The sequence below is a fragment of the Streptomyces tendae genome (assembly GCF_008632955.1).
Lineage (GTDB): Bacteria > Actinomycetota > Actinomycetes > Streptomycetales > Streptomycetaceae > Streptomyces.
On the sequence record NZ_CP043959.1, the window covers coordinates 3,610,398 to 3,632,239 of the forward strand.

The following is a 21,842-nucleotide window of genomic DNA, read 5'->3' on the forward strand; positions in this document are numbered from 1 at the left end:
AACCTCACGCCCCCCAGCCGGCCTGCTCCCCGCCCACCCGCTCAGCGACGATCTTCTCGGCCCATCCCGACCGCGCGTACGCCGCCATGGGATCGGCATCCAGCCCCATCTCCTCCCGGACCTCCCTCAGAAGCGGCCGCACGTCCGTGTCGAACGCGTCCATCAGCACGGCGTTGGCCCCCAGCACATCCCCCGCCCGCTGAGCGTCGGCCAGCGCCGACCGGTCGACGAGCAACGCCTTGGCGGTGGCCTCCTGCACGTTCATGACGGACCGGATGATCGCGGGAATTTTCGATTCCACGTTGTGGCACTGATCCAGCATGAACGCCACGTCCGCCGTGAACCCGCCCCCGCGTACCACCTCGTACATGATCCGGAACAGCTGGAACGGGTCGGCCGCGCCGGCCATCAGGTCGTCGTCGGCGTAGAACCGCGAGTTGAAGTCGAACCCCCCGAGCTTCCCCTCCCGCAGCAGCGTCGCCACGATGAACTCGATGTTGGTGCCGGGCGCGTGATGCCCGGTGTCGACCACGACCCGCGCCTTCGGCCCCAGCTTGAGGCAGTGCGCGTAGGCCGTCCCCCAGTCCGGCACGTCCGTCGCGTAGAACGCCGGCTCGAACAGCTTGTACTCCAGCAGCATGCGCTGGTCCGCGCCGAGCCGCCCGTACACCTCGGCGAGCGCCTCGGCCAGCCGGTCCTGCCGCGCCCGGACGTCGTCCTGCCCCGGGTAGTTGGTGCCGTCCGCGAACCACAGCTTGAGAGCCTTGGAGCCGGTCGCGTCCATGATGTCGACGCACTCCAGCAGATGGTCCACGGCCTTCCTGCGCACGGCCGCGTCCGGGTGGCAGACGGAGCCCAGCCGGTAGTCGTCGTCCTGGAACGTGTTGGAGTTGATCGTGCCCAGCCGCAGCCCGCGGTCCTCCGCGTGCCGGGCCAGCGCCGCGTAGTCGTCGACCGTGTCCCAGGGGATGTGCAGCGCCACGGTCGGCGCCACGCCCGTGAACTCGTGGACCTTGGCCGCGTCGTCCAGTTTCTCCCGCGGATCACGCGGGACACCCTGCTGCGCGAACACCTTGAACCGGGTGCCCGAGTTCCCGTACGCCCACGACGGCGTCTCGACTGCCTGGGTCTTGAGGGCGGCTTTCACCGCGGCGAGCTCGGTCACGTCAGGGGCTCCTGTGACATCGGGTCGTGACGACCACTGGATGAAACGATTCAGAACGCGAAGCTAGGTGCCCTCCGAAGGGGTGTCAACCCCCGTGGCGACGTCGGTCCGCCGTGACCTGGTTATCGCCCACGGCAGTCGAAAGTTTTTCGACCGGGACCCATTGACGTGACATGGGTGACGCGCCTACCGTCCCGGCAACCCAGTTGAAACCTTTCACGACGCCGTGAGGGCCGACCCGCCGGCGTAGTCGAGGAGCCCTCATGACCCACCCGTCCGACACGGGTCCGGCCCCGGTTCTCGCACTCAAGGGGATCTCCAAGTCCTTCGGCGCGGTCCGCGCGCTGCGGGACGTCTCCCTGGAGCTGTTCGCCGGGGAGGTGCACGCCCTGGCCGGTGAGAACGGAGCCGGCAAGTCGACCCTCATCAAGACGCTCGCCGGAGTGCACCGGCCGGACGCGGGCCAGGTGCTGCTCGACGGCAGGCCAGCCGTCTTCCACGGGCCGGGCGACGCCCGCGACGCCGGCATCGCCGTCATCTACCAGGAGCCGACGCTCTTCCCGGACCTGTCGATCGCCGAGAACATCTTCATGGGGCGCCAGCCCCGCCGCGCGCTGCGCCGGATCGACCACAAGGGCACCCGCGACGCCACGGCCGCGCTGATGAAGCGGCTCGGCGTCGCACTCGACCCGGACCGTCCGGCCCGCGGACTGTCCATCGCCGACCAGCAGATCGTCGAGATAGCCAAGGCGCTCTCCTTCGACGCCCGCGTCCTGATCATGGACGAGCCCACCGCCGCCCTCACCCACAGCGAGGTCGCCCGTCTCTTCGGCGTCGTCCGCACCCTGCGGGACCAGGGCGCCGCGGTGCTGTTCATCTCGCACCGGCTCGAGGAGATCTTCGCGATCTGCCGACGCGTCACCACCTTGCGCGACGGCGCCCGGATCGCGAGCGAACCCCTCGACGGCATGACCGAGGACGACCTGGTGCGCCGCATGGTCGGACGTGACCTGGCCGAGCTCTACCCCAAGCAGGACGTGACGCCCGGAGAGGTCGCCCTCCGCGTGCGCCGCCTGACCCGCGAGGGTGTCTTCACCGACGTCTCCTTCGACGTACGGCGCGGCGAGATCGTGGGGCTCGCCGGACTCGTCGGCGCAGGACGTACCGAGGTGGCCCGCACGGTGTTCGGCATCGACCGCCGGGACGCCGGCGAGGTGGAGGTCGACGGGCAGAAGCTGACCAACGGCGCCCCCTCCACCGCCATGGCCGCCGGACTCGCCCTGGTCCCCGAGGACCGGCGCGCCCAGGGCCTGGTGACGGACCTGTCCATCGAGCGCAACATCGGCCTCACCGGCCTCGGCACCACCGTACGGGCCGGCCTGATGGACCGCGGCGCCGAACGCAGCCGCTCCCTCGACTGGGCCGTCAAACTGCGGGTCAAGTACGCCCGGATCGCCGACTCGGTGAACACCCTGTCCGGCGGCAACCAGCAGAAGGTCGTCCTCGCCAAGTGGCTCGCCACGAACCCGAAGGTGCTGATCGTCGACGAGCCCACGCGCGGCATCGACGTCGGCACCAAGGCCGAGGTGCACCGGCTGCTGTCGCAGCTCGCCGCCGACGGCGTGGCCGTCCTGATGATCTCCTCCGACCTGCCCGAGATCCTCGGCATGGCCGACCGCGTGCTGGTGATGCACGAGGGCCGGCTCACCGCCGAGATCCCCCGCACCGACGCCACCGAGGAAACCGTGATGGCCGCAGCCACCGGGAGGGCCGCGTGAGACGGGGGTACCGCCCACGCCCTTCAGGCAGTGGGGGAGCACGTGCGGCCACCGGCCCGCAGACGGACACGACGCCCGCACCTCTGCGCCGCCCGGGCGGAGAAGCGAACGAAAGGGGCACCGCATGACGGTCACCGCTCCCGACGAAGCCCCCGTCGCCGAGGTGCCGAAGGTCGGCGCCGCCCGGCTGGCCGACCGCGTCTTCAAGATGCGCGAACTCGCCATCCTCGCCGTCTTCGTGGTGATGATCGCCGTCACCCAGGCCGGCAACAGCGAGTTCCTGTCCGAACAGGGCATCAAGGACCTGTTGCTGAACGCGACCATCCTGGTGCTGGTCGCCACCGGCCAGTCCCTGGTCGTCATCACCCGCAACGTCGACCTGTCCGTCGGCTCCACCCTCGGCATCAGCGCCTTCGCCGCCGGCCTCCACCTCCAGGGCGGCGGGAACCCGGTCGTCGCCGTCGCCCTCGCCGTCCTGCTCGGCATGGGCTTCGGCCTGCTCAACGGCGCGCTCGTCTCCCTCGGCCAGGTACCCGCCCTCGTCGTCACCCTGGGCACGCTGTACATCATCCGCGGCATCGACTCGATCTGGGTCGGCTCCCGCCAGATCACCGCCGCCGATCTCCCGGGCACTTTCGTCGACTTCGGCTCCGGCGGCGTCTCCGCCGTGCCGTACCTGGCGCTCATCGCGCTCGTGGTGCTGGTGGCGACGGCGTACTACCTCCGGCACTTCGGCGGCGGGCGCGAGCTGTACGCGCTCGGCTCCAACCCGGAGGCGGCCCGGCTCGCCGGCATCCCCGTCCGGGTGCGGATCCTCGCCGCGTACACCTTCTGCGGCGCCCTCGCCGGTCTGGCCGGCGCGCTGTACCTCGCGCGCTTCGGCAACGTCGACTCGGGCACCGGCACCGGCTACGAACTCACCGTCGTCAGCGCCGTCGTGGTCGGCGGTGTCGTCTTCACCGGCGGCTCAGGAAGCGTCTACGGAGCCGCCCTCGGCGCGCTGCTGCTGACCTCGGTCAACAGTGTGCTGCCCGCCCTCGGCGTCAGCTCCGTGTGGGTGCTCGCCATCAACGGCGTCCTGCTCGTCCTCGCCATCGCGGTCGACCGGATCGTCGCGCTGCGCGTGGCCTCCGCCCTGAAGAAGAGGAACGCCCGTCATGCCTGACTCCCTCACGCGCGCCGTTCGCTGGGACACGGTCGTCGGCGCCCTGCTCGTCGTCGTCCTGCTGCTGTCCTTCACCACCGTCGACGGCTTCGGCAACGCCCTCAACCTGTCGTTCCTCATCGGCAACACCCTGCCGATCGCGCTGATCACCCTGCCCATGACGCTGCTCGTGGTGTCCGGCGAGATCGACCTGTCCGTGGCGTCCACGGCGGGCCTGTCCGGCGCGGTGATGGGCGCCCTGTGGAACCAGGGCATGGCCATCGAGGCGATCATCCCGGTCTGCCTGCTCATCGGCGTCGTGTGCGGCCTGGTCAACGGCCTGCTGGTGACCCGGCTCGGGCTGCCCTCCCTCGCCGTCACCATCGGCACCCTCGCCGCCTACCGGGGCATCGCGCAGATCGTGCTCGGCTCCGACGCGGTCACCGACTTCCCCGCCGCCTACCTGGACTTCGCCGCCGGACGCGTCGGCGACACCTTCGTCCCGTACGCCTTCCTGCCGTTCCTGGCGCTGCTCACGATCGCCGTCGTCGCCCTGCACGCCACCCCCTTCGGCCGGTCGCTGTTCGCGATCGGGGCCGGCGAGGAGGCCGCCCGGTTCACCGGCATCCGCGTCAGGCGCCAGAAGCTGATCCTGTTCACGGTCACCGGCCTGATGTCGGCCCTCACCGGCGTCTTCTGGGCCCTGCACTACGCCAGCGCCCGCTACGACAACGCCACCGGCCTCGAACTGTCCGTCGTCGCGGCCGTGCTGCTCGGCGGCATCGACTTCGACGGCGGCAAGGGCACCCTCGGCGGCGCGATCGCCGGGGTGTTCCTGCTGGGCGCGCTGCAGAACGTGATGAGCCTGAGGGACGTCTCCGCCCAGTCCCAGACCGTCGTCACCGGCGTGCTGCTGGTGCTGTCCGTCCTCGGCCCGCGCGTCGCCCGGCAGACCGCCGTCGCCCGCGCCGCACGCCGGGCCGCCGCCGCACCACCCCCGGGCCCCACGGCGCCCGCACCCAGGACGACCGCACCGACCTCCTGAACCGTCCTCGTCCCTAAGGAACCCACCATGCGCAAGGCATCCCTGAGCCGTCCCTGCGCGGCGCTCGCCGCCGTCACCTCCCTCGCCCTGGCCGTCACCGCCTGCGGCGGCACCACCAAGGAGGACGTCAAGAACGAGGGCAAAGCGGCCCGCTCCGCGGGCAAGGCCGACCCGGACGCGGCCACCAGGAAGGGCCTGACCGTCGGCTTCCTGCCCAAGCAGGTCAACAACCCGTATTTCACCAGTGCCGACAAGGGCGGGGAGAAGGCCGTGAAGGAACTCGGCTCCACCTTCAAGGAGGTCGGCCCCACCAGCGCCACCGACACCGCCGGCCAGGTCTCCTACGTCAACACCCTCACCCAGCAGCAGGTCGACGCGATGGCCGTGTCCGCGCAGGACCCCGGCGCCCTGTGCACCGCGCTGAAGCAGGCCATGAAGAACGGCATCAAGGTCGTCACCTACGACTCCGACACCACCCCCGGCTGCCGCAACGCCTTCGTGTCCCAGGCGTCCGCCGAGGACCTGGGCCGCACCGAGGTGCAGCTCCTCGCCGAACAGATCGGCCACAAGGGCGAGATCGCCATCCTGTCCGCCGCGCAGACCGCGACCAACCAGAACACCTGGATCGAGTTCATGAAGGACGAGCTCAAGGATCCCAAGTACAAGGACATGAAGCTGGTCAAGGTCGCCTACGGCAACGACGACGCCCAGCAGTCCTTCCAGCAGACCCAGGGCCTGCTCCAGGAGTACCCGAACCTGAAGGGGATCATCTCCCCGACCACCGTCGGCATCAAGGCCGCCGCCCAGTACCTGTCCGGCTCCAAGTACCGGGGCAAGGTCAAGCTGACCGGCCTCGGCACTCCCAACGACATGCGCAAGTACGTCAAGAACGGCACCGTCGAGGCGTTCGAGCTGTGGGACCCGGCCAAGCTCGGCGAACTGGCCGCCCGCACCGCGGTCGCGCTCGCGTCCGGCCAGATCACCGGCCAGGAGGGCGAGACGTTCACGGCCGGCGCGATGGGCGAGTACACCATCGGCAAGGACGGAGTGATCAACCTGGGTAAGCCCACCGTCTTCAACGCCGGGAACATCGACCGGTTCGACTTCTGACCCGTCACCCGGCCCGGCGGAAAGGCGCGGCCCGTGCGACGCGTGTGTTTCCTCGGACCGACGACTTCGAAGGCGGCGAAGGCCGGCACGGAGGCCACCGGGGCCAACGCCCGCCGGCGGGCCGAGAGGGCACCCTTCTTCGGGCCCCTCGACGGATCCCGGCCCGACGAGGCGACGACCCAGCTCACCGAGACATTCCACCTCGGCCGACGGGCACGTCCCCACCTCGCCCGTGACCGGAAAGGGGCGGCCGTGCGGGTAGTGTGATGGCCCGCCGCGCCGCCCCCCGCCCCCTCGTACCACTGGAGGTCCCTGTCCGATGGCCCAGTCGGTGGGTATCAAGGACGTCGCCCGCGTCGCCGGAGTCTCGGTAGGCACCGTCTCCAACGTGATCAACCGCCCGGACACGGTCGCCGCCGAGACCCGGGCCCGGGTGCTGTCCGCCATCGACCGGCTCGGCTACGTACGCAGCGAGTCCGCCCGCCAGCTGCGCGCCGGCCGCAGCCGCATCATGGGCCTGCTCGTCCTCGACATGGGCAACCCCTTCTTCGTCGACGTCGCCCGCGGCGCCGAGCGCGCCGCCCGCCAGGCGGGTCTGGGCGTCATGGTCTGCAACAGCGCCCAGAGCCCCGGCGAGGAGGCCGAGTACCTGTCCCTCTTCGCGGAGCAGCGGGTGCGGGGCGTGCTGCTCACCCCCGCCGACGCCACCGGCCGCAACATCGGGGCGTTCCGCCGGCACGGCATCCCGTTCGTGCTGGTCGACCGGGTCGCCGAGGGCACCACCGAGTGCTCGGTCTCCGTGGACGACGTGGCGGGCGGCGCCCTGGCCGTACGGCACCTCGTCGACGCCGGGCACCGCTCCGTCGCGTACGTCAGCGGCCCGCCCGGACTGAACCAGGTCAGGGACCGCCGCACCGGCGCCCTGAACGCCCTCGCCGAGGCCGGACTCGGCCCCGACAGCCTGCACGAACTGCCCACCGAGCGACTCGACGTCGCCGCCGGACGAGACGCGGGCGCCCGGCTCCTCGGACTGTCCCGCCGCCCCACGGCCGTGTTCTGCGCCAACGACCTGCTCGCCCTCGGCGTGCTCCAGGCGATGTACGCGGCCGGCGTCGGCGTCCCCGACGACCTGGCGATCGTCGGCTACGACGACATCGAGTTCGCCGCCGCGGCGGCCGTACCGCTCACCTCGGTGCGCCAGCCCGCCGTCACCATGGGCGCGCTGGCGGCCGGACTCCTGCTGGAGGAGACCGAGGAGACGGACACGCCGCACGAGCACCGCCGGGTCGTGCTCGCCCCGGAACTGGTGGTCCGGCGCTCCAGCCTCTCCGCCCGCTGACCGTCGCCCGGGAACATTTTCATGATCCCGGGGTCGTTGGCCGCAGGAACATGTGCTGAACTGGGTCGCGGCCCGACAATCCGTTCGTCCCGGGAGTCCCGTTGACCGACACCTACCGCCAGCCCGGCGTGGTCCTCACCGACCGCCGGTTCGCCGTGCCCCTCGATCACGCCAACCCCTCGGGGGAGACGATCGAGCTGTACGCGCGCGAGGTCGTCGCCAGTGACAAGGCCGGCCAGGACCTGCCCTGGCTGCTCTACCTCCAGGGCGGCCCCGGCTTCGGGGCGAACCGTTTCGTCGGAAAGCCGGCCTGGCTCGGCCGCGCCCTGGAGGAGTACCGGGTGCTCCTGCTCGACCAGCGCGGCACCGGCAGCTCCACCCCCGCCAACCGGCAGACGCTCCCGCTCCGCGGCGGCCCCGCCGAGCAGGCCGGCTACCTCACGCACTTCCGCTCCGACTCGATCGTGCGGGACTGCGAGGTCATCCGCCCCCAGGTGACCGGCGGCGCCCCGTGGACCGTGCTCGGCCAGAGCTTCGGCGGCTTCTGCACCGTCACCTACCTCTCCCTGGCCCCGGAGGGCCTGGACACCGCCCTGATCACCGGCGGCCTGCCCTCCCTCGACGCGCACGCCGACGACGTCTACCGGGCCGCCTACCCGCGCATCGAGCGGAAGGTCGCCGCCCACTACGCCCGCTACCCGCAGGACGTCGAGCGCGCCCGCCGTATCGCCGACCACCTCCTCACCCACGACGTGGTCCTGCCGAACGGCTACCGGTTCACCGTCGAGGCGTTCCAGTCCTTCGGCATGATGCTCGGCGGCGGCGACGGCAGCCACCGCCTGCACCACCTCCTGGAGGACGCGTTCGTCCCCACCCCGGGCGGCCCCGCGCTCTCCGACGCCTTCCAGGAGCAGGCACAGGCGCTGCTGTCGTTCGCCGGACACCCGCTGTACGCCCTGGTGCACGAGGCGATCTACGCCCAGGACGCCCGGCCCACCGCCTGGTCCGCCGAACGCGTTCGGTCCGAGTTCCCGCGGTTCGACGCGGCCAAGGCGCTCGCCGGCGACGAGCCGCTGCTGTTCACCGGTGAGACCATCCACCCCTGGGTCTTCGACTGCGACCCGGCGCTGCGCCCGCTGCGCGAGACCGCCGAACTGTTCGCCGCGCGCACCGACTGGACCCCGCTGTACGACCCGGCGCGCCTGGCCGCCAACGAGGTCCCGGTCGCGGCGGCCGTCTACCACGACGACATGTACGTCGACACCGCACACGCGCTGGCCACCGCCCGCGCGATCCGCGGACTGCGCACCTGGGTCACCGACGAGTTCGAGCACGACGGCGTCCGCGTCGGCGGCCCCCGGGTCCTGGACCGGCTGCTCGCCCTCGCCCGCGACGAGGCCTGACCGCGCGCCCCCGTGCGCTGTCGGTGCACGGGGTTAGTCTGCCGGTCATGACCGAGCCGACGATCAGTCAACTCCCGCCCCTGCCCGACGACTGGCGGCGCGCCCTGGCCGTGGTCGCGCACCCGGACGACCTGGAGTACGGGTGCGCGGCGGCGATCGCCGCCTGGACCGACGCCGGCCGTGAGGTCTCCTACGTCCTCGCGACCCGCGGCGAGGCGGGCATCGACACCCTGGAAACGAGTGCGTGCGGACCGCTCCGGGAGCGCGAGCAGCGGGCGAGCGCCGCCGTGGTGGGCGTCTCGGAGGTCGCCTTCCTCGACCACCCGGACGGCGTGATCGAGTACGGTCCGGCCCTGCGCCGGGACATCGCGGCGGCGATCCGCCGGTACCGGCCCGAGCTGGTGATCACCCTGAACCACCGGGACACCTGGGGCGGCACCGCCTGGAACACCCCGGACCACGTGGCCGTCGGCCGGGCCACGCTCGACGCGGCCGGGGACGCCGGCAACCGCTGGATCTTCCCCGAGCTGACCGAGCAGGGGCTCGAACCCTGGGACGGCGTGCGCTGGGTGGCGGTCGCCGGATCCGGCGCGCCCACCCACGCCGTGGACGCGACCGCGGGGCTGGAGCGGGCGGTGCGTTCCCTGCTGGAGCACCGCACCTACATCGAGGCGCTCACCGACGAGGACCCCGAGACGTACGCGCGCACGCTGCTGACCGGCTTCGCGGAGGAGACCGGGAAGCGGTTCGGGAACCGCCCCGCGGTCGCCTTCGAGCTGTTTCCGCGGTGACCGCCGTGGGGGGAGACGAGGAGCGGCTCGCGCGGGCCTTCGAGGACCACCGGGCCCACCTCATGGCGGTCGCCTACCGGATGCTCGGCTCGGTCTCCGAGGCGGAGGACGCCGTGCAGGAGGCGTGGCTGCGACTGGGCCGGGTGGAGCCCGGCGGTATCGACAACCTGGGCGGCTGGCTGACCACCGTGACCGGCAGGATCTGCCTGGACCTGCTGCGTTCGCGCAGCGCCCGCCGTGAGCAGCCGATGGACGACACCTTCGTGCCCGACCCGGTGATCCGGCCGCTGTCCCGGGTGGACCCGGAGAAGGAGGCGCTGGAGGCCGACTCGGTGGGCGTGGCGCTGCTGGTCGTGCTGGAGGCGCTGGACCCCGACGAGCGGCTGGCGTTCGTGCTGCACGACATGTTCGCCGTGCCCTTCGACGACATCGCCCCGGTGGTGGAGCGCGGCGCGGCCGCGACCCGGCAGCTCGCCAGCCGGGCCCGCCGCCGGGTCCGCGACTCCACCCCGCCGGCCGATCCCGACGCCGGACGGCAGCGGCAGGCCCTCGACGCCTTCCGCGCCGCGTCACGCACCGGCGACTTCGAGGCGCTGGTCGCGGTGCTGCACCCGGACGTGGTGCTGCGCGCGGACGCGGGCGCGCTGGTCCGGGGCGTGGCCGGCTCGAAGACGCTGCGGGGCGCGCGGCAGGTGGCCGAGTCGGCGATGATGTTCGCCCGCTTCAACGCGCGGGCCCGCACGGTCCTCGTCAACGGCGCACCCGGCCTGGTCGGCGTGGTCGACGGCCGCGTCGGCTCGGTCATGTCCGTCACGGTCCAGGACGGCCGCATCACGGCCCTCTACATCCTGGCCGACCCTGCCCGCCTGAAGGGGCTGGCCCTGCCACCCGAGGCCGACTGACCGGCTCGCGGCCGGCCCACCTCACGGCACCGGCCGGGGGCGTCAGCCGGACAGTTCGCGCATGAGGGCCGCCGTGTCGCGGTCCGCGGGGAAGAACGTCTCGATGGCGATCTCGTCCAGCGTCACGTCACGCGGTGAGCCGAAGACCGTCGTGGTGTACAGCAGCGCGAGTTCCCCGTGCTCGGACGCCAGGTGCAGCGGGACGACCAGGTCGTTCGCCTCACCGGCCGGGGCGGGCGGGTCCGTCCGCGGCGGGGCCGGGTAGCTCTCCAGCTCGGCGAGCAGCTCGGCCAGACCGACGTCGGCCGTCCGCTCCAGCTGGCGGCGGACCCGGCGCAGGACGTGCGCGCGCCACTCCGCGAGGTTGCGGATGCGCCCGGCCATCCCGTCGGGACGCAGGGTCGCCTTCAGCACGTTGAACGGCGGCTCCGACGGCTCCCGCCCCACGTCGCCGAGGAACTGTTCCATCGCGCGGTTCGCGGCCAGCAGCTCCCAGCGCACATTGACCGCGAGCGCCGGGTTCGGCTCGTGCCCCGTGAGCACCGCCTCCACGGCGGCACGTGCCGCGCCCAGATCGGCGAACGCCCGCTCGCCGTGCACCGGGGCGAACCCGGCGGCGAGGTAGAGCGGGTTGCGCTCCCGCAGCGGCACGTCCAGTTCGTCGCACAGCCGGCGGATCATGTCCCGGCTCGGGTTCGCGCGCCCGGTCTCGACGCAGCTCAGGTGCCTGGTGGACAGCTCGGCTGCGAGCGACACGTCCAGCTGGGAACGGCGGCGGCGCTCGCGCCACTGCCGCAGCTGCGCCCCGACCGGTGCGGTGGTCGTCGTCATGGCCCCAGGCTGACGCGTGGGGCGCACGACGGCAATGACCTGGCAGGTCATCGACAGCCGGCCCGCGGGCTCGCACAGTCGGAGACCGGAGCGCGGTGCGCCGCACGGCACCGCGCCGGACGAAGGGACACCCGTCATGAGCGGAACGACAGCACCGGCGGCGGAGCGGAACGAGGGCGCCGCCGACGCGTTCGAGCAGCTGGAGCGGTACACGCGCTTCTGGAACACCGGCCCGGAGGGCGGACGGCACCGCCTGGCCTCGGAGGTCTTCACCGACACGGTCGAGTACCGCGCCGCCGTCGGCTTCCTGCGGGGGGCCGCGGCGCTCGCGGACTTCCGGGACCAGTTCGTGTCGCACCGGGGACCCGCCACGGTCCGCCGGCGCGAGCGGCCCGAGGTGCACCACGGCCGGGCCCGGCTGCGGTGGGAGATCCTCACCGGCGACGGCACGTCCTTCGCCACGGGGACCGACGTGATCGAGTTCGACGAGGACGGCCGCATCAGCGCGATCACCGCCTTCCTCGACCGGGCCCCCGAGGGCTTCGATCCCACGGCCCACCACTGACACGGGGCGCCGTGCCGTCGGGCTCAGCCTCCGGTCCGGCGCTCCTCGCCCACCGGCTCCGCCCCGTCGCCCACCGGCCTGCCCGGCGCGTCCGGGCGGGGCGCGCGGCGGCGGTCCGGGCGCAGCCGCAGTCCTCGCGGCATGAAGGTGAGCCGTTCCGTCACGCGCAGGCGGTACCCGGGATCGGCGTGCAGGTCGTAGCGGCGCAGCAGCAGGCCCAGGACCAACGTCGCCTCGTGCAGGGCGAACTGGCGGCCGATGCAGGCCCGCGCGCCCGTCCCGAAGGGCTTGTAGGTGTGCGGCGGCCGGGACCGTACCGCCCGCGGGTCGAAGCGGTCGGGGTCGAAGCGTTCGGTGTCCGCGCCCCACACCTCGGGGTCGCGGTGCAGCATCGGCGTCAGCACCAGCGTCCACGCGCCGCGCCGCATCGGATGCTCGTCGGCCAGCACGGTGTCCTCGGTCGCCTCGCGTGAGTAGGCCGGTGCCGTCGGCCACAGCCGCAGCGACTCGTCGAGGACGCGCCGCACGTAACGGAGCCGGGCGACCTGCTCGTAGGCCGGTTCCGGCGACTCTCCCCAGACCCGGTCCACCTCGTCGCGGGCGCGGTCCGCCACCCCGGGGTGGAGGGAGAGGTAATGGAGGGCGAAGGAGAGCGCGCCCGAGGTGGTCTCGTGTCCGGCGACCAGGAAGGTGATGACCTGCCGGCGGACGTTCTCCGGCGACAGCCGCTCGCCGGTCCGCGGGTGCGAGGTCTCCAGCATGCGGTCCAGCAGGTCGCCCTCGGCGTGGCCGTCCGCGCGCCGGCGGCGGACCACCTCGTCGACGATGTGCTCCAGCCGCGCGATGTCCGCCGTGTTGCGGCGGTTGGCCCGGCGCAGCAGCAGCGGGGCCAGCGGCGGCGGGACGTTGTTCAGCCGCTGGGCGTGACTGAGGGTGCCGACCATCGCCGTGACGAACGGGTGCGGACGGGCCCGTTCGAAGGAGCCGAAGTCGTGCCCGAAGCCGGTGCGCGCGATCGTCTCCAGCGTCAGCTTGGTCATGTCGCCGGGCACGTCCACCCAGCGGCCGTCGGCCGCCGCGCGGTCCCAGTGCTCGGTCAGGCGCGCGGCCACGCTCAGCATCATGGGGTGGTAGGCGGCCATGGCCTCCCGGCTGAACCCGGGCGCCAGCACGTCGTGCGCCAACTGCCAGTTGGGCTCGTGGTTGTAGGCGGTGAACAGCCCGTCGCCCGCGACCGGCCGCAGGTTGGCCACGCCGAGCCCCACGTGTTTGGCGAACCGTGACTCGTCGGCCAGGTCGGCGACCAGCCGGGCGCCCCATGTGAACACGAACTCCCTGCCGAACGCGTTGCGCCGGAAGATCGGGCCGAGCCGGCGGGCGAGACGCACCGAGTCCTGCACGGGGGTGCTTCTGCTCGACCCGATGACGTCGCCCAGCACGGGGAGCCGGTGCGGCGGGTGCGGTATGCGGTGCAGCGCGGGCCAGCCCTGCTCCGCGCTGCGGAATCCCTTCGGCAGTACGGCCCGTTCCGTCGTCTCCGCCATGGCGCGATCTCCTTCGATCCGGCGAGCGAGTGCGACGTGTTGCACATGAGTTCAATAACGCGGGCCCAGTCTGGTCCGGCCGCCGGAGCGGCGTCAACTACAGTGCGGGAATGGCCGCGACAGAGGGCGGGCGCACACGCCGTCGGCTCAGCACCGAGGAGCGTCGGGAGCAACTGCTCGCGGTGGGCGCGCGGTTGTTCTCGGAGAGCCCCTACGACGAGGTGTGGATCGAGCAGGTCGCCGAGATCGCCGGGGTGTCGCGCGGACTGCTCTACCACTACTTCCCCGCCAAACGGGACTTCTTCGCGGCCGTGGTGGAGCGCGAGAGCGAGCGGATGCTGCGCATGACGGCGGCGGTGCCCGGCGTGCCGGTGCGCGAGCAGCTGACGGCGGGCCTCGACGCCTATCTGGAGTACGTGGAGGCCCACGCGCACGGCTACCGGGCGTTCCACCGCGCCGACGCGGCGGGGGACCAGGCGGTGCGGCGGGTCTACCGGCGGGCGCTGGCCGCGCAGGAGCGGCAGATCCTCGCCGCGCTCGCCGCCGACCCCGAGTTCGGTCCGGTGCTGGGCACCCGGCCGGACACCCGGCTCGCGGTGCGCGGCTGGCTGGCCTTCACCACGGCGGTGTGTCTGGAGTGGCTGCGCGGCTCGGAGTTGGGGCGCGACCAGGTGCGTGACCTGTGCGCACGCGCCCTGCTGGGCGTTCTCACGCCCTGAAAGGTCTCGAAAAGATCACCGGGGCGGTTGGCGCGCACCCGGACTTCCGATAGGTTAGGCAAGGCTTACCTAAGAGGAGGTTGGGATGGGTGACCACACGCACGGCTGGGCCGCCGCGCCCGGTGCGGCGGAGCGGGCCCGCTCGGTGCTCGCCGCCGCCTGGTCCTGCACGGTGACCGCGGAGGGCACCCGGGAGGAACTCGTCGGCGCGCACACCGTCACGGACGACGGGCGGGTGCTGCTGGACGTGGCCGAGGACAGCACGCTGCTCACCGCCGCGATCTGCGCACCCCGCGGAGAGCCGTCAGCCGTGCTGGAGTTCGCCGACGTCGCGCCCGTCCCCGTACGCGACCGCATCCGCGCCCGGGTCTGGCTGGCCGGATGGTTCGCCGTCCAGGGCGGCGGACTCGCCTTCGAACCCACCCGTGTGGTGCTCCGCCGGCCGTCCGGCGCGCTGATCGTCGGCCGCGACGAGTTCGCCACCGCCGCGCCCGACCCGCTGGCAGGCGCGGAGGCACGGCTGCTGACCCACCTCGCGGACTGCCACGGCGACGCCGTAGAACGGCTGACCCGCCTGGTGGACCCGGCCGGCCTGCAGGGCGCGGTCCGGGTGCGGCCGCTCGCCGTGGACCGGCACGGACTGACCCTGCGCATCGAACGCCTGCGCACCGACGGCGACGTACGGCTGCCGTTCCACGCGCCCGCCGACGACGTCTCCCAGCTCACCGAACGCATGCACGTGCTGCTCACCCAGGCGAGCGCCGTCTCCCGCCCCCGTGCGCTACAGCGGCAGCGCACAGACGGCGACGGGTGACGCGAACGGCTCACCGGCAGGGCGCAGTTCGCCGCTGTCGCCGTCCACGTGGAACACGGTGACGTCGCCCGACCTCTGGTTCGCCGCGAACAGCAGCCCGCCGCCGGGGGAGAGGGCGATGTGCCGAGGGAAGTCACCGCCCACGGGCACGGTGTCCAGCAGCCGCAGCCGGGCCCCGTCCGCCTCGACGGCGTACCGCGTGAGGCTGTTGTGCCCCCGGTTGGCGAGGTACGCGTACCGCCCGTCGCCGGTGACGACGAACTGCGCCGGGTAGCTGGTGCCGGACCCCGTGCCCGTCGGCTGTGCCTCGCCGATCCGCAGCCGGCCCGAACCGGGCTCGTACGCGCACACCGTCACCGTGTTGTCGAGCTCGTTGGCGAGGTAGGCGAACCGCCCACCGGGATGGAAGGTCAGATGGCGCGGTCCGGCGCCGGGCCGGGCGCTCGCCCGCGCCACCTCGGTCAGGGTGCCCGCACGCTCGTCGAGGCGGTACGTGTACACCGTGTCGGTGCCCAGGTCCACGGCGAGCACGTGGCCCCCGTCCGGCGCGGTGACGAACTGGTGTGCGTGCGGGCCCTGTTGTCCCGGGCCCGGGGCCGGCTCGGAGTGCGTGACCAGTGCCGTGCGCTCGCCCACCGCCCCCGACTCCTCGATACGGTGCACCGCGACGGTGCCCGAGCCGTAGTCGGCGCTCAGCAGGTACCGGCCGCCCGGATGCACCGACAGATGGCAGGGGGACGAGCCGCCGGTGCCTGCGCCGCCCAGGACCTTCCGGTCGGACAGCCGGACCGCGGTCACCGCGCCGTCCTCCCGCTCGTTCACCGCGTACAGCGTCCGGCCGTCCGGGTGCACCGCCAGGTACGACGGGTCGGCGACGTCACCGATCGTGCCCGACCCGGTGATCCGTCCCGACGCCGGGTCGTAGACCGCCAGCCCGATGCCCTCGCCGCCGCCGTCGACCGAGGTGTACGTGCCCAGGTACAGCGGGCGCGGTCCCGTGGGCGTCCCGCTCGGCGACGGGGGGCCGGTCACCGTCGCCGGGGCGAAGGGGGTCGGCGCCCCGGACGGCGGGGAGCCGTCGTCACAGGCGGGCAGCGTCATCCCGGCGGCCGTCCCCGCGAACGCGCCCACGAAGCGGCGCCTGCTCAAGTCGGCCCTGTTCATCACTCGCACCTTCGGTCGTCTCCCGTCCCGCTCGCCACGGCCACCTTGACGTCGATCACCCACCGGACGCAAGGGACACCCGCAGGCGCGGGCGGTTCGTGGCGTCCCACGCCGAGGCCGACCGCTCAGGCCCCTGGGGGCACGGTGCCCCCTGGCCCGGCACGGTGCCGCACCCGGCCGGCGGGCCAGGTGCCGCACCGGGTGTACGGCGTCACCGGCCGGGTGTGCCTCCCACCGGCCAGGCACGGTGACACCGGCCGGGTGTGCATCTCACCGGCCGAGTGCAAGGGGCACCCGGTCATGGGGCGGGTCGCGTCGCCCGAGACCGGAGCCGGTCGTTGCCCTGGCCGGGCACGGTGCCGCCCCGGCCGGGTGTCCGTCTCACCGGCTGAGCACGGTGACACCGGGCGGGTGTGCTTCCCACCGGTCGAGTGCAAGGGGCACCCGGTCATGGGGCGGGTCGCGTCGCCCGAGACCGGAGCCGGTCGTGGCCCTGGCCGGGCACGGGGGGCACGGTGTCGCCCCGGTTGGGCGCGGCGCCACGGTCGGGTGTCCCTCTCACCGGCCGGGCGTCCCTCTCACCGGCCGTCTGCAAGGGACACCCGGTCGTGCGGGCCGGGCGCGGCGCCCGAAGCAGGAGCCGGGCCTCCCCGCCGGTTACGGTGCCGCACCGGCGGGGTGCCCGGCTCACCGCTGACGTCCCGATGTCGCGCGGCGGTCACGCCGGAGCCGGTCCGGGACGCTCATCCGGTCCCGCATCCGGGTCAGCCGGGGCAGCCGCTCGCGCTGCTCCCGCGAGTGCCGGTCCAGCTCCTCGAACAGCCGCCGGGTGCGGTGCTCGGTGTTCATCTCGTCGAGGATGCGGTTGACCTCCGTCAGCAGGGCGCCGAGCAGCTGCCAGCGCTGCGGGTCGCGCCCCGCCTCCGCGTACAGCAGCTCCGCCAGCTTGTCCCGGGTCCCCTCCGCCTGGCGCAGCTGCGAGGCGAGCCGTTCCTCCGCCGACTCGGCGTTGGCGCTCACGCTCGTGGTGACCAGCACGGCGAAGCTCACGACGGCGTCGGCGATCTCCGCCAGCAACTGCTCGAAGACCGCCCCCGTCTCTTCCTCGAAGAGACGTTCCGGCTCCCGCTCCTTGGCCAGGTCGGTCAGGGTGCGCGCCAGGACCCGCAGCACCACCGTGCAGATCTCCAGCGTGTCCAGACCGGTGCGCAGCACCACCCGGTGCAGCAGACCCTCGCGCACCCGCGGGTTGAGCCGCAGACTCTCCTCCGCCTGCCGCAGGTCCGCGTCCACCTCGCTGATGTCGTGGTCCAGGCGACGCGCCTCGTGCAGCCGGGCCGCCGCGCGCGAGGCGGGCGGGCGGCCCGCCGCCTCCTCACCGATCCGCAGCATCAGCTGCCGCACCCGGCGCGCCAGCTCCTCGATCGACCGGCCGGCCTCCTCCACCCACACGGGAGGCGCGAACAGCAGGTTGAACGCCATCCCGACGATGGCGCCGATCAGCGTCTCGACGATCCGGGCCCAGGCGGTGTCCCCGTGGGTGGTCACCCCGAGCACGAGCATCGCGCTGATCGCCACCTCCTGGACGAACTCGCCCGCCCGCACCAGCTTGCCGACGAACAGCGCGGCGAGGATCAGCAGCCCGAGGCTCCACCAGGTCAGACCCACCAGCAGGCTGAAGAGGATCGCCAGCACCACGCCGGTCACCACCGAGTTCACCCGGCGCAGGCCGGTGGTGAGGGTGGAGTACAGGGTGACCTGCACGACGAGCAGTGCCGTCAGCGGGGCGGTGAGCGGCGCGGCCTCCGGGCTCAGCCGGACCGCGATGATGTAGGCCAGGGTGGCCGCGGCCGCCGACCGTACCAACTGCACGGTCAGCGGGTCCCGGTGCTGCTTGACGAGCCGGACGGCAGGCGTGATCATCTGGCGAACGTGCATCCTCGGACGGTTCCCCCTCCGGCCGTGTGACGAACGTGTTGCCGTGTGACGGCAGTCGCCCGGGGGACGGGCAACGGACTACAGCTTGGCGATGAAGGCGAGGAGATTGCCCCTCGTGCGGTCGATCTGCTGGTCCAGCGTGAGGCTCTCCTCGAACCGCGCCCCGGTCTCCGGCACCTTCAGCCCGCGCAGGTACAGGGAGCAGGCGAGGTCGGTGCACATGTAGGCGCCGACCGAGTTGCCCTCACGGCCCGCCGGGCCCGCCTTGCGGGCGGTCATCAGCGACACCCCGCCCCGCGGATGGGTCGTCAGGCACAGGGAGCACATGCTGCGGTGCAGGAAACCCCGCTGCGCGGGCTGGAAGCGCATGGCCACCCCGACGAGCCCGTCCTGCCGCTCGACGACCACATAGCTGCGGTCGGGCGCCCCCGGGTCGCGCCAGCCGAGGAAGTCCAGGTCGTCCCACGGACGCTCGGCCAGGTCCCGGGGTACGTTCAGCCGCTTCGCCTCACCCTTCGAGCAGTTGATGAAGGAACCGCGGATGTCCTGCTCGGTGAGTGCTCTCATGAGGTCGTCTCCTGTGCGATGGGGTCAAGCCCGAGGGAAACCTAGGGGGTCTAGGTTTCGTCGGTCAGCGTAGGGACCCACCCCCTGTACGGGCCACCGAATTTCCCCCGGACACCGGGCCCGGGGGAGTTCCGTACGCTGTACCGCAGTCACCCAGGGGAGGGGAGCGCACGATGGGGGATTCGCAGGACCGTGCCCGGCGGGTGCTCGCCCGCGCGGGTCTGCCGTCCGACGCGCCGGCCGGGGTGCGCCCGCTGGCCGGAGGCACCTACAACACCGTCGAGGAGATCACCCTCCGCGACGGTACCCGCTACGTACTGAAGGTCCCGCCCCCGCCCACCGCCCCCGGCCTGCGCCACGAGCGGCGCCTGCTGGTCGCGGAGGCCGCGTTCTACGAGGGGGCGGCCCAGGCGCGGGTGCCCGCGCCGCGCGTCGTGTCCCTCGCCGCGGACGACGCCGTACCGCACCTGCTGATGACCGCCTGCCCGGGCGTGCCCTGGCCCGAGGCGGAACCCACCCCGGCGGAGCGGACCGTGCTGCGCACCGAACTGGGCCGTCGGACGGCGCGGCTGCACCGGGTCACCGGCACCGCCTACGGCTACCCCTCGGGCGCGCTCGGCCCGCTCGCCCCCGACTGGCGTACCGCCTTCACCGCCATGACCGACGCCGTGCTCGCCGACGCGCGCGACCACCGCCCCTGGCTGCCCCGCCCCGTCGACGAGGTGGCCGCCGTGCTGCGGGCCGCCGCTCCGGCGCTGGACGAGGTGACCGTGCCCGTGCTGGTCCACTTCGACCTGTGGCCCGGGAACATCCTGGTGGACCGCCCGGCGGACGGCCCGGCCCGGATCGGTGGCCTGATCGACGGGGAGCGGATGTTCTGGGGCGACCCGCTCGCCGACCTCGCCTCCCTGGCGCTGCTCGACGACATCCGGCGGGACGAGGCGTTCCTCGCCGGCTACGCGCGGGAGGGCGGCCGCCTGGTCCTCGACGACGGAGCCCGGCTCCGGCTCGCCCAGTACCGCGCCTACCTCGACCTGATCATGCTCACCGAGACGGTGCCGCGGGCCGTCGGCGCGGAGGCCGCGGGGCGGGTCCGGGAGCGGGTCGGCCCGCACCTGGAGGCCGTGCTGGACGAGATCGCCGCACTCACCACGGCCAAGTTCACAGCATGAACTAAGGGTGCGGAAAAGTCGCGCCGGGCAACCGTCCGGCGGTATGTTGCAGGTCGGGCAGGGTTTCGGGAGGAGCCACATGGCGGGGCGGAACGGGCGCACGGTGCGCGACCTCAGACGGGCCAACCGCGCGGCCGTGCTGCAGCGGCTCTACTTCGACGGCCCCCTCAGCCGGTTCGAACTCGGCCCCGCGACCGGCCTCAGCTCCGGCTCCGTGAGCAACGTGGTCGCCGACCTGGTCGCCGACGGGCTGGTCGAGGAGGCCGGCAGCGTCGACTCCGACGGCGGCCGCCCCCGCACCCTGCTGCGGGTCGCCCCGCTCAGCGGCCACATGATCGGCGTCGACGTCGGCGAGACCCGGGTCCGCATCGAGCTGTTCGACCTGACCCTCACCGAGCTGGCCCGCGCCGAGCGCCCGCTGGAGCACCAGCGGTACGAGGTCGAGGTCATCGTGGACCACATCCGCTCCGGCATCGACGAGGTGCTCGCCGCCGCGGACCTCGCTCCCGAGCGGCTCCTCGGCGTCGGCATCGGCGTCCCCGGCATCGTCGAGCACACCCCCGACCGGGGCGCCGTCGTGCACGGCCAGACCATCGGCTGGGACGCCGTACCGCTGGAGTCCCTGCTCCGCGACGGCTCCCCGCTGCCCGGGAGCGTCCCCTGTTTCATCGACAACGGTGCCAAGACGCTCGGACAGGCCGAGATGTGGTTCGGCGCGGGACGCGGCGCGAGCAACGCCCTGGTCGTCCTGTTCGGCTCCGGCGTCGGCGCCTGCCTGGTCACCCCGCAGGTGGAGCACGGCCGGGCGGTGGAATGGGGGCACCTGACCGTACGGGTCCGGGGCCGCCGCTGCCGCTGCGGCGCCCTGGGCTGTCTGGAGGCGTACGCGGGCGCCGAGTCGCTGCTCGCCCGCTGGCGTGAGGAGGGCGGCCGGGTGCCGGAGGGCACGGACGAGGAGACGGCGCTCACCGGGATGCTCGCCGCCGCCTACCCGGCCGACGGGGCCGCCGCCGACCCCGTCGCCCTGTCGGTCCTCGAGGAGACCGCCGAGTACTTGGGCGCGGGCCTGTCCGACCTGATCAACCTCTTCCAGCCGGAACGCATCCTCATGGGCGGCTGGGCCGGCCTGCAGCTCGGCTCCCGCTTCCTGCCGGCCGTGCGCCGGCACGCCCTGTCGTACGCGCTGCGCCACCCGGCGCAGAAGGTGACGATCGAACTGGGCCGGCTCGGCCCGGACGCCGTCACCGTGGGCGCCGCGATCCTGCCCCTCGCCGACTTCTTCACCCGAGGCGGCCGCCGCCCCACCCCCGACCCGACGGTCCCGGCCCCCGCCTGGCACGCGGCCCTCCAGGAACGCCTCCCCCGCTGAGCCGCGGGGCTTCGCGGTAACGCACCCCCCGCCGGGGGGGGGAGGAGCTTGGGCCCGCGTGCTGCGCGGGATGGAACCTGGGAGGTATGTTCCGCGCCGGGGTGCCCGACTCGCGCCCACGCTGAGCCGGGGCCCGTCCGGAGACGCGTCCCGAGCCGGGCGGGACACGGGATGCCGCTCGGCATCGGGGCGGAAGCTGCGGTGTCGCGCCGCGCGCTGCCGCGGGCCCCTGGGGGACCGCCCGGAGCGAGGCCGGAGCGCGTTCGGCGCCGGGCGAGTGGCCCGGTGACACGTCCCGCGCCCGGTCGACCCGTCTACGGCGACGCGTCCCTTGCGGCTGGAGTGTCCCGGGCCGGCGTGGTGGGCCCCACAGCGCACGGCGCACATCCACGCGGAGGTGAGCCGCACCGCGTCGCCTGCCGGGGCGGATGGGCCCCGCCACCTGTCCGCCCCAGGGCCACGCCCTCGCGCTGAGGCGCACG

19 protein-coding genes are annotated in these 21,842 nt (G+C 73.3%); 13 read left to right on the plus strand and 6 right to left on the minus strand.

All coding sequences use genetic code 11. The features are described 5' to 3' along the window. Window positions 1-4: 4 nt before the first annotated feature. A complete protein-coding gene (rhaI, locus tag F3L20_RS16495) occupies window positions 5-1,165 on the minus strand; it encodes an L-rhamnose isomerase (RefSeq protein WP_150155037.1) in 1,161 nt (386 codons plus the stop codon). A gap of 263 nt (window positions 1,166-1,428) precedes the next feature. Here rhaI and F3L20_RS16500 point away from each other — a divergent pair, with 263 nt between their 5' ends. The 8 genes from F3L20_RS16500 to sigJ all read left to right on the plus strand — a co-directional run bounded on the left by F3L20_RS16500 (window position 1,429) and on the right by sigJ (window position 10,677). Then, a complete protein-coding gene (locus F3L20_RS16500) occupies window positions 1,429-2,943 on the plus strand; it encodes a sugar ABC transporter ATP-binding protein (protein WP_150155038.1) in 1,515 nt (504 codons plus the stop codon). 124 nt (window positions 2,944-3,067) lie between these two features. Beyond that, window positions 3,068-4,108 (plus strand): ABC transporter permease, encoded by a 1,041-nt coding sequence (locus F3L20_RS16505; RefSeq protein WP_150155039.1) that lies wholly within the window; start codon window positions 3,068-3,070, stop codon window positions 4,106-4,108. Next, on the plus strand, window positions 4,101-5,132 hold the full coding sequence (locus F3L20_RS16510) for an ABC transporter permease (RefSeq protein ID WP_150155040.1): 1,032 nt from the start codon (window positions 4,101-4,103) through the stop codon (window positions 5,130-5,132). The genes F3L20_RS16505 and F3L20_RS16510 overlap by 8 nt, the downstream gene beginning before the upstream one ends. Window positions 5,133-5,159: 27 nt before the next feature. After that, window positions 5,160-6,242, plus strand: a complete 1,083-nt coding sequence (rhaS, locus tag F3L20_RS16515) for a rhamnose ABC transporter substrate-binding protein (RefSeq protein ID WP_150155041.1) — start codon at window positions 5,160-5,162, stop codon at window positions 6,240-6,242. A gap of 319 nt (window positions 6,243-6,561) precedes the next feature. Continuing rightward, entirely contained in the window at window positions 6,562-7,581 is a 1,020-nt protein-coding gene (locus tag F3L20_RS16525) for a LacI family DNA-binding transcriptional regulator (protein WP_150155042.1), read from the plus strand. Between the two features lie 101 nt (window positions 7,582-7,682). Further along, a complete protein-coding gene (locus tag F3L20_RS16530) occupies window positions 7,683-8,984 on the plus strand; it encodes an alpha/beta fold hydrolase (protein ID WP_150155043.1) in 1,302 nt (433 codons plus the stop codon). Window positions 8,985-9,031: 47 nt separating this feature from the next. Continuing rightward, window positions 9,032-9,775: a PIG-L deacetylase family protein gene (locus tag F3L20_RS16535; protein ID WP_150155044.1), complete on the plus strand. Its 744-nt coding sequence runs from the start codon at window positions 9,032-9,034 to the stop codon at window positions 9,773-9,775. Then, a complete protein-coding gene (gene sigJ, locus F3L20_RS16540) occupies window positions 9,772-10,677 on the plus strand; it encodes an RNA polymerase sigma factor SigJ (RefSeq protein WP_382687190.1) in 906 nt (301 codons plus the stop codon). Before F3L20_RS16535 ends, sigJ begins: the two co-directional genes overlap by 4 nt. A 42-nt stretch (window positions 10,678-10,719) precedes the next feature. On the opposite strand, the gene F3L20_RS16545 is transcribed toward sigJ, so the two are convergent. Beyond that, the gene (locus F3L20_RS16545; protein ID WP_150155046.1) at window positions 10,720-11,508 is read right to left on the minus strand and encodes a helix-turn-helix domain-containing protein; all 789 of its coding nucleotides are present in this window, start codon (window positions 11,506-11,508) and stop codon (window positions 10,720-10,722) included. 136 nt (window positions 11,509-11,644) lie between these two features. On the opposite strand from F3L20_RS16545, the gene F3L20_RS16550 reads away from it, so the two are divergent. Next, a complete protein-coding gene (locus tag F3L20_RS16550; RefSeq protein ID WP_150155047.1) occupies window positions 11,645-12,073 on the plus strand; it encodes a nuclear transport factor 2 family protein in 429 nt (142 codons plus the stop codon). A 23-nt stretch (window positions 12,074-12,096) separates the two neighbouring features. Here F3L20_RS16550 and F3L20_RS16555 read toward each other — a convergent pair whose 3' ends face one another. Continuing rightward, window positions 12,097-13,617, minus strand: a complete 1,521-nt coding sequence (locus F3L20_RS16555; protein WP_150155048.1) for a cytochrome P450 — start codon at window positions 13,615-13,617, stop codon at window positions 12,097-12,099. 110 nt (window positions 13,618-13,727) lie between these two features. Here F3L20_RS16555 and F3L20_RS16560 point away from each other — a divergent pair, with 110 nt between their 5' ends. Continuing rightward, on the plus strand, window positions 13,728-14,336 hold the full coding sequence (locus F3L20_RS16560; RefSeq protein ID WP_150155049.1) for a TetR/AcrR family transcriptional regulator: 609 nt from the start codon (window positions 13,728-13,730) through the stop codon (window positions 14,334-14,336). 85 nt (window positions 14,337-14,421) lie between these two features. Continuing rightward, entirely contained in the window at window positions 14,422-15,150 is a 729-nt protein-coding gene (locus tag F3L20_RS16565) for a DUF2470 domain-containing protein (protein ID WP_150155050.1), read from the plus strand. Here the strand turns inward: F3L20_RS16565 and F3L20_RS16570 are convergent. The 3 genes from F3L20_RS16570 to F3L20_RS16580 form a co-directional block, all read right to left on the minus strand. Continuing rightward, on the minus strand, window positions 15,118-16,314 hold the full coding sequence (locus tag F3L20_RS16570) for a lactonase family protein (protein WP_150155051.1): 1,197 nt from the start codon (window positions 16,312-16,314) through the stop codon (window positions 15,118-15,120). The two genes, F3L20_RS16565 and F3L20_RS16570, sit on opposite strands and share 33 nt — an antisense overlap. A gap of 687 nt (window positions 16,315-17,001) precedes the next feature. After that, window positions 17,002-18,252: an FUSC family protein gene (locus tag F3L20_RS16575; protein ID WP_150155052.1), complete on the minus strand. Its 1,251-nt coding sequence runs from the start codon at window positions 18,250-18,252 to the stop codon at window positions 17,002-17,004. A gap of 78 nt (window positions 18,253-18,330) precedes the next feature. Beyond that, window positions 18,331-18,819, minus strand: a complete 489-nt coding sequence (locus tag F3L20_RS16580; RefSeq protein WP_150155053.1) for an FBP domain-containing protein — start codon at window positions 18,817-18,819, stop codon at window positions 18,331-18,333. Window positions 18,820-18,992: 173 nt separating this feature from the next. Between F3L20_RS16580 and F3L20_RS16585 the strand changes: the two genes are divergently transcribed. Both F3L20_RS16585 and F3L20_RS16590 read left to right on the plus strand, forming a co-directional pair. Then, the gene (locus F3L20_RS16585) at window positions 18,993-19,991 is read left to right on the plus strand and encodes a phosphotransferase family protein (RefSeq protein ID WP_150155054.1); all 999 of its coding nucleotides are present in this window, start codon (window positions 18,993-18,995) and stop codon (window positions 19,989-19,991) included. A 79-nt stretch (window positions 19,992-20,070) separates the two neighbouring features. Continuing rightward, window positions 20,071-21,360 (plus strand): ROK family transcriptional regulator, encoded by a 1,290-nt coding sequence (locus tag F3L20_RS16590; RefSeq protein WP_150155055.1) that lies wholly within the window; start codon window positions 20,071-20,073, stop codon window positions 21,358-21,360. Window positions 21,361-21,842 lie beyond the last annotated feature (482 nt).